13 protein-coding genes are annotated in these 14,840 nt (G+C 68.0%); 9 read left to right on the top strand and 4 right to left on the bottom strand.

What is annotated here, in order from left to right; all coding sequences use genetic code 11:
• The first annotated feature begins 3 nt into the window (after positions 1-3).
• The 3 genes from Q344_RS26090 to Q344_RS0110580 all read left to right on the top strand — a co-directional run bounded on the left by Q344_RS26090 (position 4) and on the right by Q344_RS0110580 (position 2,277).
• Positions 4-282: a hypothetical protein gene (locus Q344_RS26090; RefSeq protein ID WP_156954688.1), complete on the top strand. Its 279-nt coding sequence runs from the start codon at positions 4-6 to the stop codon at positions 280-282.
• Positions 283-302: 20 nt separating this feature from the next.
• On the top strand, positions 303-755 hold the full coding sequence (locus Q344_RS0110585) for a hypothetical protein (RefSeq protein ID WP_028286675.1): 453 nt from the start codon (positions 303-305) through the stop codon (positions 753-755).
• Positions 756-984: 229 nt separating this feature from the next.
• Positions 985-2,277, top strand: a complete 1,293-nt coding sequence (locus tag Q344_RS0110580) for a PDZ domain-containing protein (protein WP_156954687.1) — start codon at positions 985-987, stop codon at positions 2,275-2,277.
• Between the two features lie 210 nt (positions 2,278-2,487).
• On the opposite strand, the gene Q344_RS25125 is transcribed toward Q344_RS0110580, so the two are convergent.
• From Q344_RS25125 to Q344_RS0110555, 4 genes are all read right to left on the bottom strand, one after another.
• Positions 2,488-3,471 carry a helix-turn-helix domain-containing protein gene (locus Q344_RS25125; protein ID WP_028286673.1) on the bottom strand — a complete coding sequence of 328 codons (984 nt, stop codon included), beginning with the start codon at positions 3,469-3,471 and terminating at the stop codon, positions 2,488-2,490.
• Between the two features lie 459 nt (positions 3,472-3,930).
• Entirely contained in the window at positions 3,931-4,485 is a 555-nt protein-coding gene (locus Q344_RS0110565; protein ID WP_028286672.1) for a carboxymuconolactone decarboxylase family protein, read from the bottom strand.
• Positions 4,482-5,819, bottom strand: coding sequence for an aspartate aminotransferase family protein (locus tag Q344_RS0110560; RefSeq protein ID WP_028286671.1), 1,338 nt, complete (start codon positions 5,817-5,819; stop codon positions 4,482-4,484). Before Q344_RS0110560 ends, Q344_RS0110565 begins: the two co-directional genes overlap by 4 nt.
• 76 nt (positions 5,820-5,895) lie before the next feature.
• The gene (locus Q344_RS0110555) at positions 5,896-6,813 is read right to left on the bottom strand and encodes a LysR family transcriptional regulator (RefSeq protein WP_028286670.1); all 918 of its coding nucleotides are present in this window, start codon (positions 6,811-6,813) and stop codon (positions 5,896-5,898) included.
• Positions 6,814-6,931: 118 nt separating this feature from the next.
• Here Q344_RS0110555 and Q344_RS0110550 point away from each other — a divergent pair, with 118 nt between their 5' ends.
• The 6 genes from Q344_RS0110550 (at position 6,932) to Q344_RS0110525 (ending at position 14,800) form a co-directional block, all read left to right on the top strand.
• The gene (locus Q344_RS0110550; protein ID WP_028286669.1) at positions 6,932-8,095 is read left to right on the top strand and encodes an acyl-CoA dehydrogenase family protein; all 1,164 of its coding nucleotides are present in this window, start codon (positions 6,932-6,934) and stop codon (positions 8,093-8,095) included.
• Positions 8,095-9,192 carry a CaiB/BaiF CoA transferase family protein gene (locus Q344_RS0110545; RefSeq protein WP_268238697.1) on the top strand — a complete coding sequence of 366 codons (1,098 nt, stop codon included), beginning with the start codon at positions 8,095-8,097 and terminating at the stop codon, positions 9,190-9,192. Before Q344_RS0110550 ends, Q344_RS0110545 begins: the two co-directional genes overlap by 1 nt.
• 131 nt (positions 9,193-9,323) lie before the next feature.
• A complete protein-coding gene (locus Q344_RS0110540; RefSeq protein WP_028286667.1) occupies positions 9,324-10,691 on the top strand; it encodes an aminotransferase family protein in 1,368 nt (455 codons plus the stop codon).
• Between the two features lie 179 nt (positions 10,692-10,870).
• A complete protein-coding gene (pdxR, locus tag Q344_RS23715; protein WP_036539089.1) occupies positions 10,871-12,343 on the top strand; it encodes a MocR-like pyridoxine biosynthesis transcription factor PdxR in 1,473 nt (490 codons plus the stop codon).
• Positions 12,344-12,514: 171 nt separating this feature from the next.
• On the top strand, positions 12,515-14,020 hold the full coding sequence (locus Q344_RS0110530; protein WP_028286666.1) for an aldehyde dehydrogenase family protein: 1,506 nt from the start codon (positions 12,515-12,517) through the stop codon (positions 14,018-14,020).
• Between the two features lie 24 nt (positions 14,021-14,044).
• Positions 14,045-14,800, top strand: a complete 756-nt coding sequence (locus tag Q344_RS0110525) for a sulfite exporter TauE/SafE family protein (protein ID WP_028286665.1) — start codon at positions 14,045-14,047, stop codon at positions 14,798-14,800.
• The last annotated feature ends 40 nt before the right edge of the window (positions 14,801-14,840 follow it).

The raw sequence follows: 14,840 nt of genomic DNA, 5'->3' as shown, positions 1-14,840 counted from the left end.
AGGATGAAAAAGAAACTTCTTTTGCTGACGACGGCGGCCGCCTTGTTTGCTGCCGCAGTCGCACCTCAAGCAAGTCATGCCCTTACAGACGACGAGAAGAAGAAGCTGGCGGGCGCCTTGGTGGGGATCGCGATCGCCTCGAAACTCAAGGAAGTGCAGGAGGACAAGAAAGCCGGGGGGGAACCCTATGTCGCAGCCAAGAACGTGCGCTGCTTCCCGGAGGTCCGGAAATGCTACTGGAACGGGGTCTATTCGTCCCGCTGGACCCAGCACGAATTCTGAAGCCGGAGAGGAGATACGAAATGATCAATAAATTGGGTGCCGCCACTGTCTTTGCCTCGATGTTCTTTTCTTCGGGCGCAGCTCTGGCGAATGATGCCGATACGATCGCCAAGATGGATATGGAGATCACCGCCTGGGTTGAAGAGTTCATCGGAGAACACTTCCAGACAAACCAGATCAGCTTGCTGAAAGACATTGGCATGCAGATCGCCATCGCCCGGAACTGTGATGGTCTCGACCTGGATGAAGACAAGCTTGCAGATCTTCTGGGGACTGCGCTGGAGGGCCACGACAGCGGTGATGCGGACTACCAGGTCGTCCGGGCTTCGATGCAGATGTCGCTGGCCGCATATATGGCGACCGGCCAGGCCGTGCATGCGCTGAATCCCGAACTGTTCTGCGAAATGGGGGAAGCCGAGGTCGGATCGACCGAAGGAAGCTCGGAGACCATCGTGCTGACCATGGCCGAATAGCGGCGTCCGTACCCTTGGGCCGGTGGACGAATTCTCGCTGGCTCCAGATCGCTGCCTTTCGAAAAGGTGTTTCCCTCGTCACCGGCGATCGGAAGGCAGCGATACCTGCCAACCTTGCAAGAGCAGGGGGCTGGTTTCAGATCAACGCCAGCCAGGTCACGCGCATCCGCAGGACGATGCCGGTGGTCCCTACGCCTGAGACAGAACAGTTTTCAACAGGAGCGGAAACATGACACCGAAGGCTTCGCCAAAACGAACGATCTGCGTCAGCGTCTGCCTTCCCGTCATGGTGGCGCTGCAATCGAGCGCATTGTCGGCCCAGCAGCTCGACCTCACGGAAGCGGACAAGGAGAAACTGGCAGCGCTCGCCGCCTTCCTGGAGAACATCGACGGCATCATTCCGACGATCAACCAGATCGATCCGGCCTCGCTGCCCGTCACCATTCCGTATCGCGAAATTCAGAACCATGTCGTGATCGACGTGGCCTTCGGCGACGACGATCCGGTGCCCTTGATGTTCGATACGGGCGCGCCGACGATCCTGACGCCCGAGATCACGGCAGCGCATGGCGGCGAAGTTCTGGCCGAAATGGGAAGTGCCGCGGGGGGCGGCGGGATCCTGTGGAACCCGATGGTCAGGATTCCCTCGCTCACCATCGGGGGGTTGGAGATCAGGAATGCTTCGGCCGAGACGGGCTGGTCCCCGGCCGGCGCGTTCTACTGCATAACCCGGAACGGGCTGCTGGGAGCCCCGGCCATGCGAAACGCGGTCTGGCAGGTGGATTACGGCGCCCAGGAGATCCATGTCGCCGCGACGGTCGACGAGCTCGACCATGTCGATGGCGCGATTGCGCTGCCCTTCACCTGGAACGAAAAGACGATCTCGCCTTCGCCCGTGGTCGAACTGGGCATCGGCGAGGGGACACTGACGTTCATCGTGGACACCGGGGGCGGCATCCCGCTGACGGTAAATGCTGCGGACTTTGCCGCCACCGGCCTGAAGGTACCCGAGGACGCGCCGACAAGCGCGACGCTCACCGGCGGCGCGGCCGGAACTTTCGAGGCGACCGTCTCTGGCGTGACGCTTCCCATACGGTTCGGCGAGACCGAGATCACCACGACCGTCATTGTCGGTGACGGCATGGCGCCCACGACGCAGGGCAACATGGGGCACGGTTTCCTGAAGAACTTCGTTGTCACCTTCGACTGGGCGACCCGGACCATGTACCTCGACCCGCTATCGGAGGATGGCAGCGTCCCGCGCCTTGGCGATGGCGCTTCGGTCGGTCTCGCCCATGACGGCGAGAGGGTCTACGTGAGTGCCCTCGCGAAAGGCGGCCCGGCCGAGTCCGCGGGCCTGACGCTGGGAGAGAAGGTTGCCCGGGTCAACGGAGAGGATGTCAGCGACATGCCTCAGGCCGATTTCTGCAGCGTTCTGGAAACCACGCTGGAAACGGTGACGACGGATGGCGGCGACACCTACGATGCCGGGAAGATCAAGGGCTTCTTCAGCGGCAACTGAAACCGTCAAGAGACGCAGGCGGATGCTTCAGCGTGGAGATCCCGCTTGACGCCCTGACGGTGGACAAGCGCCACCCAGCCGAGAGATGCTTGCTGCCTTGGGCCGGCAGGCGGCTGGTTCGCCGTACCTCCCGCAGCGGGGGCCATTGTCCGGGCGGCAGGGTCCGGCCGCTCAGCGACTGCTGAACCTGTGCCGAAGGGCCCATCCGGACTATCGTTTCGAACGGGCCAGGGTTTCGGACGGGAACTCTCCGTACTTCGCGAGATAGGCCCTCGAGAACCTCCCCAGGTGGAAGATTCCGGATTCCAGCGCGGCCGAGGTTACACTGTCGGAACTCTCCGGGTGCAGTAACCTTTGTCGTGCCTGCGCGAGCCTGGTTTCGTTGAGGAACATGCTGGGGGTCGAATTGCGGCGTTCACGGAACACGGATTGGAGCTTGCGCAGGCTCACGCCGGCATTTGCCGCGACATCGGCCATCGTGAGGGGCAGCTGATAGTGTGACCGCATGAAGGCCTCGGCCCGGGCAACGATCCTTGCATTGCCTCTCACGCCTCTGGTGTCCGGGCGCAAACCGGCGACCTCGACCCCGCGAATGTAGCCCGTGTCACGCAGATAGGCGGAATAGCACTCCATCAGAAGAGCTTCCGCAAGCTCGCCGCGCCTTGGCGAAGCGGCATATTCCTGGAAATGTTCAAGCAGATGCTGCACCAGCCCCGAAAGCTGGGCCTCGCTTGCGGGGCGTGAGCCGTTTCCGGATTGAGTTACCTTTCCCAGCACGATCGGTTCTTCCGACTTGTCCAGTAGCTCCTGCAATACGGTTACCGAGAGGTTCGCACTCATGCTTCGAACGGCCCTACCGTCAGGTTGGAACGCCATCCTGTTCAGGCCCGGTCCGGTCAACACGGTCGTTCCGTTTCGTGAAATCAGCTCTGAAGCGCCTTGAACCTGAACGATGCTACCGTTCCGGGCCTGTTCGAACTTCAGGAAATCATCGCCTGGCAGGGTCGCGTAGCCTGCCGTGATCTCGTAGGAGGTCAACATGATGCCGAGAGGGCCCAGACAACCTCCGGTGGCAAGGATGCCGCCGGTGTCCTGGTCGGCAAAGTCGAAGGTCAGCCCCTCGACCACGTCGCCGTAAGCCGCATGGACCGCCGCCAGATCCTGTTCGATATGCTTGGCACGGATGTTGAACATGGTTCACCGCGAATGGCCTCGGTGAAGTCAGTATGCTGTCGTAAGGTGCCTCCGGGCAAATGAAATCGCGGCGAAAGCCCGCAAACCTCAAGATCCCTCCCCGAAGAGGACCTGCCCCGCCGCTTCCATCTGAAGGTCCGCTTTTGCGGCATTTCGCAGGTCTTGCTGCAAGGCGATGCATTTGCCCGTCCTGGCGATGTGGGCGCAGGCGCAGGTGCGATCCATGGCCCTGTCGACCGCTGGACGGGCGGCGCTCGTCTCCCGCTCAGATTGTGGGAAGGGACTGACGTCCGTCCGCAGTTCGCGTCAAACATGGCGCGGCTGGTGCCGCGCGCCGCCAGAGATCATCCTGCGAGCCTTTGGTGCCGAGAGCCCGGCGGCAGGACTCTCGAGTGCGTCGAAGAATGTGTTCGAACCTTCTTCCGTCCGGTCCGCCACCGCGCCCGGCGGCCCCCGCCGTCACCCCTCCAGCGGGTCGCGCTCCAGCGCCTCCGCGATGTCGTGGTCGATCGGCGTGCCGGCGCTGTTCAGCAGGTAGCCGAGGACCGAGTAGAACCCAACCGTGGCGATCAGGTCGAGCATGCCCTGCACGCCGACGAGCGCGGTGAGCCGGGCCTGCGTGTCCTGCGAGAGCGCCTTCCGCCCGAAAAGCTCGTCCACCGCGCCGGCGATGAGCGCGTCCTCGGGCTCCATCGCCTCGACCGGGCCGCGGAGCGCGGCGATGCGCCGGTCGCTCAGCCCGCAGGCGCGGGCGCGGACGACGTGGTGCGCCCATTCGTAGGGCGAGCCGAGGGCATGGCCGGTGCGCAGGATCACCACCTCGGACCGCGCGGGACCGAGGGCGGTGTCCTTCACCACGTGCTGGCGCAGCGGGGCCCAGGCGCGGAGCAGATCGGGACCATGCGCCATCGTGCGGTAGACGTTGAGCTGGCCGGCAAAGCCCGGCAGCAGGTCCGCGACCGCCTCGGGCCAGTCGGCATCGGCGATCGGGGAAAGGTCGGGCGCGCTGCTCATGCCGCGGCCCCCGTGCCGGTCGCGGCCTCGAGCGCGATGCCCAGTTTCCGGACCAGCTCGTCGATCTGCGCCTCCTCGATGATGAAGGGCGGGGCCAGCAGGACGTGGTCGCCGTGCCGGCCGTCGACCGTGCCGCTCATCGGGTAGCAGATCAGCCCGGCCTCGAAAGCCGCCTTCTTCACCCGCGCGGCCACGTTGTGACCGGGCGCGAAGGGGTCCTTCGTCTCGCGGTCGGCGACCAGCTCGATGCCGCGGAAGAGGCCGCGGCCCCGGATGTCGCCCACGTTCGGATGCTGGCCGAAGGCCGCCTCGAGCGCGGACTGGAGCACCTCTCCCATTGCCTGCGAGCGCGCGACGAGCCCGCCGTCCGTCAGCTTGCCCAGCACCGCGAGCGCCGCCGCCGTGGCGACCGGGTGGCCGAGGTAGGTGTGGCCGTGCTGGAAGAAGCCCGAGCCCTGTTCGATGGCGCGGTAGATCGCGCCGGTGCAGAGCATCGCCCCGATCGGCTGGTAGCCCGCGCCGAGCCCCTTGGCGATCGCGGTGATGTCGGGCGCGATCCCGTCCTGCTCGCAGGCGAAGAGCGTGCCGGTCCGGCCCATGCCGCACATCACCTCGTCGAGGATCAGCAGCACGCCGTGGCGGTCGCAGATCTCGCGGATGCGCCGGAAATAGCCCGGGGTCGGCGGCACCGCGCCCAGCGTGGCGCCGACCACAGGCTCGGCGACGAAGGCCATCACGTTGTCGGGGCCCAGGCGCTGGATCTCGGCCTCCAGCTCGTCCGCGGCGCGCAGGCCGTAGGCCTCGGCGGTCTCGTCGCCGCGCTGGTCGCGGTAGGCGTAGCAGGGCGCGATGTGGCTGGTGCCGATCAGGAGCGGCGCGAAGGGTTCGCGGCGCCACATGTTGCCGCCCGTGGCCAGGACGCCCAGCGTGTTGCCGTGATAGCTCTGCCGCCGGGCGATGATGTGATGGCGCTGCGGCTGGCCGATCTCGAGGAAATACTGCCGCGCCAGCTTCAGCGCGGCCTCCATCGCCTCGGAACCGCCCGAGACGAAGTAGACCCGGTCAAGACCCTTCGGCGCATGTTCGATCAGCTTGTCGGCCAGCGCCTCGGCGGGTTCCGAGGTCAGGAAGGAGGTATGGGCGAAGGCCAGCGTGTCCACCTGCCGCCGGACGGCCTCGCGCACCTCGGCGTCGCTGTGGCCGAGACAGGAGACCGCCGCGCCGCCGGAGCCGTCCAGGTAGCGTTTGCCGGTGCTGTCGACGAGGTAGATGCCGTCGCCGTGGACGGCGACCGGCAGGTCTGCCTTGGTGTGACGGGGGAAAACGTGGGTCATGGCCTGTCCTTTCGGGAAGCGTCCCTGCAGGTGATACAGATGTGGCGCCGTTTGGCAAAGGCGCGACGGGCCCGGTTCAGCCGTCGATCTGCCGGGCGCCGGCCCATGTCTCGTCGCGGATCAGCCCGGCGACCACCTCCTTCAGCAGCAGGCTCACGGCCTCGGCGGCCCCGGTCAGCGGGCGGGCGGAGGCATAGGCGAGACAGGCGTGACGGCTCAGCCCCGGGCCGGCGAAGGGCAGGGCCTGCAGCGCGCCCCGGGCGACCTCGTCGACCACGGTGTGATAGGGCAGGACGGAGCAGCCGTATCCCGCCGCCACCAGCTTCTTGATGCTGGCATAGCTGTCGACCTCGATCACCGGATCGAGCGTCATGCCGGGCAGGTCCGCCTCGATCATCTTGCGCAGGCCGTGCGGGTTCGAGGGCAGGATCAGCGGCAGGTCCTTCAGCGCCTCCGGGGGCAGGGGGGCCGCAGTCGGGCCGGGCGGGCGCAGCAGCACGAGCTCCTCGCGCAAAAGGACCTCCGACCGCACGCCGGGCTCGCGCAATTCGGCGTAGAGCACGGCCAGATCCACCCGCCCGTCGTGCAGCCAGTCCCGGACGAAGCCCGACATCGCCTCGGCGATGATCAGCTTGATCCGGGGGTAGCGTGCCCGGGTCTCGGCGATCAGCGGGACCGAGAGGATGCCGCTGATCGTGCCGGGCAGGCCGATCCTGACGGTGCCGGAGGGTTCGCGGCCGAAGCTCTTCAGCTCCTCCTCGGTCCGGTCGAGCTCGGACAGGACGGCGCGGGCGCGGCGGGCGAGGAGGTCGCCCGCCTCGGTCACGCGCACGCCCTGCGGTTCGCGGATCAGGAGCGGCGTGCCAAGCGCCTCCTCCATCCGGCGGACATGCAGCGAGAGCGCGGGCTGGGCCACGTTGAGCCGCCCGGCGGCGCGCGAAAAGGCGCCCTCCTCCACGATGGCGAGGAAATAGCGGAGCTTTCTGGTGTCCATGGTCGCCTCCGGTCCGGATCCTTATCCATATATTTTCGATATGGGACACAGGCAAATCGGATATTTGATCATTATGCCCCCGGACGGCATCATCCCGCGCGACCCAGAGGAGACACCCATGATCGAACAGGCCCCGGACCAGTACCAGGACATCCGCGACGGCGTCCGCGCGCTCTGCGCCCAGTACCCCGACGAATACCACCGCAAGGTCGACCAGGAGCGCGGCTACCCGGAAGAGTTCGTCGACGCGCTGGTCAAGGAAGGCTGGTTGGCCGCGCTGATCCCCGAGGAATTCGGCGGCTCGGGGCTGGGGCTCGCCGAAGCCTCGGTCATCATGGAAGAGATCAACCGCTCGGGCGGCAATTCCGGCGCCTGCCACGGGCAGATGTACGTCATCAACACGCTCATCAAGTACGGGTCCGACGCGCAGAAGCAGAAGTACCTGCCCGCCATCGCCGCGGGCGACCTGCGGCTCCAGTCGATGGGCGTGACGGAGCCCACGACCGGCACCGACACCACGAAGCTCAAGACCACCGCGGTGAAGAAGGGCGACAAATACGTCGTCAATGGCCAGAAGGTCTGGATCAGCCGGGTCCAGCATTCCGACCTGATGATCCTGCTCGCCCGGACCACGCCCGTCGAAGAGTGCCGGAAGCCGTCGGAGGGCATGTCGATCTTCATGGTCGACATCAAGCAAGCCCTCGGGAACGGCCTGACCGTCAAGCCGATCCGCAACATGGTCAACCACGAGACCAACGAGCTCTTCTTCGACAACCTCGAGATCCCGGCCGAGAACCTGATCGGGACCGAGGGGCAGGGGTTCAAGCACCTGCTTTCGGGGCTCAACGCCGAGCGGGTGCTGATCGCGGCGGAATGCATCGGGGACGCGTGGTGGTTCATCGACAAGGTGACCGCCTACACCAAGGAACGCGTCGTCTTCGGCCGGCCCATCGGCCAGAACCAGGGCGTGCAGTTCCCGATCGCCGAAAGCTACATCGAGACCGCGGCGGCCGACCTGATGCGGTTCGAGGCCTGCCGCCTGTATGACGCGGACGAACCCTGCGGCGCGCAGGCAAACATGGCGAAGTACCTCGCCGCCAAGGCGTCCTGGGAGGCGGCCAACGCCTGCATCCAGTTCCACGGCGGCTTCGGCTTCGCCGAGGAATACGATGTCGAACGCAAGTTCCGCGAGACCCGGCTCTATCAGGTCGCGCCGATCTCGACGAACATGATCCTCAGCTACGTCGGCCAGCACGTGCTCGGCATGCCGAGGTCCTTCTGATGGTGCTGCCGCTCGCGGGTCTCAAGGTCGTCGCCATCGAACAGGCGGTGGCCGCGCCCTTCGCCTCGTCCCGGCTGGCGGATGCCGGGGCCGAGGTCATAAAGATCGAACGCCCCGAGGGTGATTTCGCGCGCGGCTACGACGACGTGGCCGCCGGGCAGTCGAGCTATTTCGTCTGGCTGAACCGCGGCAAGACCTCGGTCACGCTGGACCTCGCCTCGCCGGAGGGCAAGGCCGAGCTCGAGGCCCTGCTGGGCGAGGCCGACGTGCTGATCCAGAACCTCAAGCGCGGCGCGCTGGAGCGGCTCGGGTTCGGGACCGACCGGCTGGGGCGCGACTATCCCCGGCTCATCACCTGCGGGATCAGCGGCTATGGCGACGACGGCCCGATGGCCGACCGCAAGGCCTATGACCTGCTGATCCAGGCCGAAAGCGGGCTCTGTTCGATCACCGGCGGGCCGTCGGAACCCGCCCGCGTGGGGCTCTCCATCGTCGATATCGCGACCGGCGCCACGGCGCATGCCGCGATCCTCGAGGCGCTGATCCGGCGCGGGATCACCGGCGAGGGGGCGCATATCTCGATCTCCATGTTCGACGTGATGGCGGACTGGCTGACCGTGCCGCTCCTGAACCACGAGGGCGGCAAGAGCCCGCGGCGGATCGGGATGGCGCATCCCTCCATCGCGCCCTACGGCGCCTTCGAGACGCGCGACGGCACGCTCGTGCTGATCTCGGTCCAGAGCGACAGGGAGTGGCGGAAGCTCTGCGCGGAGTTCCTGGAGGACGTGGGGCTCGGGACCGATGCGCGTTTCGCCACCAACGTGGAGCGGGTGCGCAACCGGGCCGAGACGGATGCCATCGTGGGCGCGGCGTTCGCGGCGCGGGACCGCGACGACGCCATCGCGGCGCTCCTGCGCGCGGACGTGGCGCTCGCGGTCGTGAACGACATGGCGGGGCTCTCGGCGCATCCGCATCTCAGGCGCGTGACGGTCGAGACGCCGAACGGCCCGGTCTCCTACCCCGCGCCGGCGGCGATCTTCCAGGACGCGCCGCGCGCCTACGGCCCGGTCCCGGCGCTGAACCCGCGCAGGCCCTGACGGGCCGGCTTGCTCCCGGATCAGCGCGCCGGCCCGCGGCTGGCACCTCCGTTTCGGCCGGGCTGGCGCTGTTCCCTGGCCGCCGGAGCCCGCTTGGTGGGCCGAACACGCCATTCCCGAAGGAGCATTCCATGTACGACAACGATCTGAGCGGCATCGTCGAGGCCGACCGCGCCCATGTCTGGCACCACCTCATGCAGCACCGCGCCTTCGACGCGAAGGACCCCCGCATCATCGTCGAGGGCCGCGGCCTGCGGGTCTGGGACCAGAACGGGACCGAGTTCCTCGACGCCGTCTCGGGCGGGGTCTGGACGGTCAACGTCGGCTACGGCCGCGAGAGCATCGGCGACGCGATCCGCGACCAGGTGGTGAGGATGAATTATTTCGCCGGCAGCGCGGGCTCGATCCCCGGCGCGCGCTTTGCCGAGATGCTGACCGACAAGATGCCCGGGATGACCCGGGTCTATTACACGAACAGCGGATCCGAGGCGAACGAGAAGGCCTTCAAGATGGTCCGCCAGATCGCGCACAAGCGCTACGGCGGGAAGAAGACGAAGGTGCTGTTCCGCGAGCGGGACTACCACGGCACCACCATCGGCGCGCTCTCGGCCTGCGGGCAGCAGCAGCGGGCGGCGCAATACGGCCCCTTCGCGCCGGATTTCGTCGAGGTGCCGCATTGCCTGGAATACCGGGCGCAATGGGACGTGGAGAATTACGGAGAGCGGGCGGCAGATGCCATCGAGGAGGTCATCCTGCGGGAGGGGCCCGAGACCGTCGGTGCCCTGTGCCTGGAGCCGGTGACGGCGGGGGGCGGGGTGATCGTGCCGCCGAAGGGTTACTGGGAGCGGGTGCAGGAGATCTGCCGCAAGTACGACATCCTGCTGCATATCGACGAGGTCGTCTGCGGCGTGGGCCGGACCGGCGAATGGTTCGGCTACCAGCATTACGGCGTGAAGCCCGACATGGTGACGATGGCGAAGGGCGTGGCCTCGGGCTATGCCGCCATCGCCTGCCTCGTGACCACCGAGGCGGTGTTCGACCTGTTCCGGACCGACGCGGGCGATCCGCTGGACCATTTCCGCGACATCTCGACCTTCGGCGGCTGCACCGCCGGCCCGGCGGCGGCGATCGAGAACATGCGGATCATCGAGGCCGAGGGGCTTCTGGCCAACACGACCGAGATGGGCGCGCGGCTGATGGCCGGGCTCGAGGGGCTGAAGGAGAAGCACGCCTGCGTCGGTGACGTGCGGGGGCTCGGGCTCTTCGCCGGGGCCGAGCTGGTGGCGGACCGCAAGACCCGGGAGCCGATGGACGAGAAGCTCGTGGCGCAGGTGGTGGGCGCCTGCGACAGGCGCGGCGTGATCATCGGGATGACGAACCGCTCGATCCCCGGGTTCAACAACACGCTCTGCCTGTCGCCCGCGCTGATCTCGACGGGCGATGACATCGACATGATCGTCGAGGCGATCGACGCGGCGATCGGCGAGGTGGCGGGCTGAGGAGCCGGCCGCTCCGGCGGCCGAGCCTTTCCCGATGCCCGGCTCACGCGGGGTGGGCGCGTGAGCTCCGCCCGAATAACAGGCAGAGTCCGGCGGCGCGCCCGGACCTTCGCGTATCGTGACCCGGCGCCGCGGCGCGGCATATTGACGGGCGCGGCCCCCGACGCGACCCTCGGGCCATGCTCGACAACGCTCTCTTCCAGCCCCGTGCTCCGGGGACCCCGCTCCAGTCATGGATCCGCCAGTCGCTCGTCAACGCGATCCTCGACGGCAAGCTGCAGGGCGGCCAGCGGATGCCGGCGACCCGCCATCTGGCCAAGAGCCTCGGCATCGGGCGGAACACGGTGACGGCGGCCTACGAGGAACTCGTCTCGCAGGGGTTCCTCGAATCCCGCGAGCGGATGGGCTTCTTCGTCGGCGCGACCGAGCAGCACCTGCCCGTCGAGGCGGAGGCCAACGCGCCCACGGGGACCGAGGTCGCCTGGGACCGGCACCTGAAATTCGCCCCCTCCCGGATGCGGCACATCGAGAAGCCGTGGGACTGGCACGATTACAAGTATCCCTTCGTCTACGGCCAGGTGGACCGGAACCTCTTCCCGGTCGACCAGTGGCGCGCCTGTTCGCGGGACGCGCTCGGGCGGTCGGCGATCGACTACTGGGCCTCGGACCGCGCGCTCGAGGACGATCCGCTGCTGGTCGAACAGCTCTGCCGCCACGTCCTGCCGCAGCGGGGCATCTTCGCCCGGCGCGACGAGGTGATGGTGACGCTGGGCTCCCAGCACGGGATCTTCCTGCTGTCGCAACTGCTGCTGCGCCCCGGCGACCCGGTGGCGGTGGAGGACCCGGGCTATCCCGACGCGCAGAACATCTTCGAGGCGCACCGGGCCGAGATCCGCCGCCTCGCCGTCGACGACGACGGGGTGGTGCTGGACGGCGCGGCGCAGGCGAAACTGCGGGGCGCGGGCCTCGTCTTCGTCACGCCCGCGCACCATTGCCCGACCATGGTGACGATGAGCCACGAGCGGCGGTCGCAGCTTCTGGACCTCGCGGAGCGCGAGGATTTCCTGATCCTCGAGGACGATTACGAGGGCGAGATCCGCTCGGCCGAGACGCCGCCCGCGCTGAAGTCGATCGACCGCTCGGGGCGGGTCGTCTACATCGGCACCATGTCCAAGATCCTCGCGCCGGGCGTGCGGATCGGTTACATCGTCGCCCCCGCCCCGCTGATCGCCGAGGCCCGCGCGATGCGGCGGCTGATGCACCGTTCGGCGCCGCTGAACAACCAGCGGACGGCGGCGATCCTTCTGGCGAACGGGCATTACGAGGGCATGGTCCGGGTCGTCCGGGAGGCGCTGTCGCACCGCTGGCAGGAGGCCGTCGCCTGCGTGCGGCGCGAGCTGCCGGACTTCCGCATGAGCCGGAGCATCGGGGGCTCGAGCCTCTGGATCGAATGTCCGCCCGACCTCGAGGCCACGGAGCTGATCGCCGCCTGCGCGGAGCGCGGCGTGCTGGTCGAGAAGGGGGATCCCTTCGTCGCGCCGCATCTGGGCGGGCGGTTCTTCCGGCTGGGTCTGAGCGCCATCGACCAGCGACTCATCGCGCCCGGCATTGCCGAGATCGCCACGGCCGCGCGGTATCTGCAGGGCCGCTGACGCGCCTTGGCGTCCAGGCGGGCATCGCTGCGGAATGCTGCACAATAAACAGGCGCCGGTCCGCGCGTTCCCTCCCGCCCTTGCCGTGAAACAAGGGCGCCGGGGCTCTGGAACCCTCCAATCCCGCTGGCTGGACCTATGGGCCACGCTGCGACGCGGCAGAGTGGCACCATGGACAAGGTACTCCCCACCCCGACGCGTCCCGAGGACGCAACCACCGCCGAGGACTGGCTTGCCGTCCTGGCCGATCGCAACTTCATCGGCGGTGCGCTGACCGGGGCCGCCGCCTCGCTCGACGTGATGGAACCCGCGCTGATGCGGGTGCTCGGCTCCGCCGCCGCGTCCGGAGAGGCCGAGGTCTCCGCCGCCGTCGCCGCCGCGAAGGCGGCGCAGCCGGGATGGGCGGGCACCAACGCCCGCAAGCGCGGCAAGATGGTGGCCGAAGCGGGCCGCGCGATCATCGCCGAGGCCGCGGTGCTGGCGAAACTGCTGGCCCGCGAGACCGGCAAGGCGGTCGCCACCGAATGCAGGGGAGAGCTGGCGGTCGCCGCGGACCTGCTCGAATTCTACGGCGGGCTCGGCTCCGAGCTGAAGGGCGAGACCGTGCCCTTCGACCCCTCCGTCTTCGCCACGACCACGCGCGAACCGCTCGGCGTCGTGGGCGCGATCGTGCCGTGGAACGTGCCGCTGGTGCTGACCATGCTGAAGATCGCGCCCGCCCTGGTCGCCGGGAACACCGTCGTCATCAAGGCGTCCGAGGAAGCCCCCTTTGCCACCCTCGCCTGCGCCGTGATCCTCGACCGTTACCTGCCCGCGGGCGTGGTGAACGTGGTCGTGGGCGACGGCCCGAGCTGCGGCGCGGCGCTGACCGCGCATCCGGACATCGCCAAGATCACCTTCACGGGATCCGAGAATGCGGGCCGCATCGTCTATGGCGCGGGCGCGCAGCGGATCGTGCCGGTGTCGCTGGAGCTGGGCGGCAAGTCCCCGATGATCGTCTGCGCGGATGCGGACCTCGGCAAGGTCGTGGCCGGGGCGATCAACGGGATGCGCTTCACCCGTCAGGGGCAGAGCTGCACCGCGGCCTCGCGGATCTACGTGCACGAAAGCCTCTACGACGCTTTCCTCTCGGCGCTGAAGACGAAGCTCGACGCGATGGTCATCGGCGACCCGCTGGACGAGGCGACCGAGATCGGGACCATCATCAATCCGCGGCAGAAGGCGACCATCGACCGCTATGTCCGCATCGCCGAGCAGACGCCGGGCGCCAGCGTCCTCCGCTGCGGGACCCTGCCGACGGAGGATCACCTCGCCCCCGACCTCTTCATGCAGCCGACGCTGCTGCTGGACCTGCCCGAGGACAGCCCGGCCGCGCGCGAGGAGATCTTCGGCCCGGTCTGCATGATCCAGCGGTGGAGCGATTACGAGGCGGTGATCGCGGCGGCGAACGATTCGCCCTACGGGCTTGCGGCGACGGTCTGGACCGACAGCCTCGCCACCGCGCTCGATGCGACGCGCCGGATCAACGCGGGCTACGTGCAGGTGAACCAGAACCTGACCATCCAGCCGAACCTCAGCTACGGCGGCTTCGGGAATTCGGGCCTCGGCAAGGAGGCGAGCCTCGAGGCGATGCTGGAGCATTTCACCCGCAAGAAGACCATCGTGATGGCGATGTGAGGCGGATGAAGGCGGGGCCGACATATGCTGAACGCGCTTCCATGGGCCGAGACGGCTCTGGTCTGCCTCTCGGTCCTTGCGGCCGGGTTCCTGCGGGGGCTGACGGGCTTCGGCTTCGCCCTCGCGGCGGTGCCGGCGATGTCGTTCTTCCTGCCGCCCTCGCAGGCGGTCGCCATGGCGGTGTTGCTGCAATCCCTTGCCGGGCTGAAGGACAGCGTGACGCTTCGCGGCACCTGGGACGGACCGATCCTGAAGCGGATGGTGGCGGGGGCGGTCGTCGGCACGCCCTTCGGGGTCGCGCTGCTCCTGGTGCTGGACCCCACGGTGACGCGGCTGGCCATCGCCGCGCTGATCCTCGTGGGGCTGGCCATGCTGATGTGGAAGCCGCGCGCGGGCTTCGGCCCGCCGTCGATGCCGCTGGCCATGCTGGCGGGGCTTGTCGCGGGGCTCTTCGGCGGCTTCGCCGCGATGCCGGGGCCGCCCGCGGTCGCCTATTTCCTGACCACGGACACCCCGGCGATCCGCACCCGCGCCTCGCTGATCATCTTCTTCTTCGCCACCTCCCTGCTGGCCCTGCCGGGGCTGATCTGGGGCGGGGTGGTCACGGGGCCGAGCGTCGTCATGGCGCTGATCGCCCTGCCGCTGATGCTGCTCGGCACCTGGGCCGGGGGCCGCGCCTTCGCCCGCACCAGCGAGAGCGGGTTCCGCCGCATGGCGATGCTGGTGCTGCTGGCGACCGCCATCGCCTCGGGCCTGCGCGGGCTGGCGGGGCTGGTCTGAGGCCGATTTCACTTAGCGATAACCACAAAAGACCCAACAG

Origin of the sequence: Pseudooceanicola nanhaiensis DSM 18065 (assembly GCF_000688295.1) — a bacterium.
Taxonomy (GTDB): Bacteria; Pseudomonadota; Alphaproteobacteria; order Rhodobacterales; family Rhodobacteraceae; genus Pseudooceanicola; species Pseudooceanicola nanhaiensis.
Note: the sequence above shows the minus strand (reverse complement) of the source record. Positions and strands in the feature narration are given on the sequence as shown.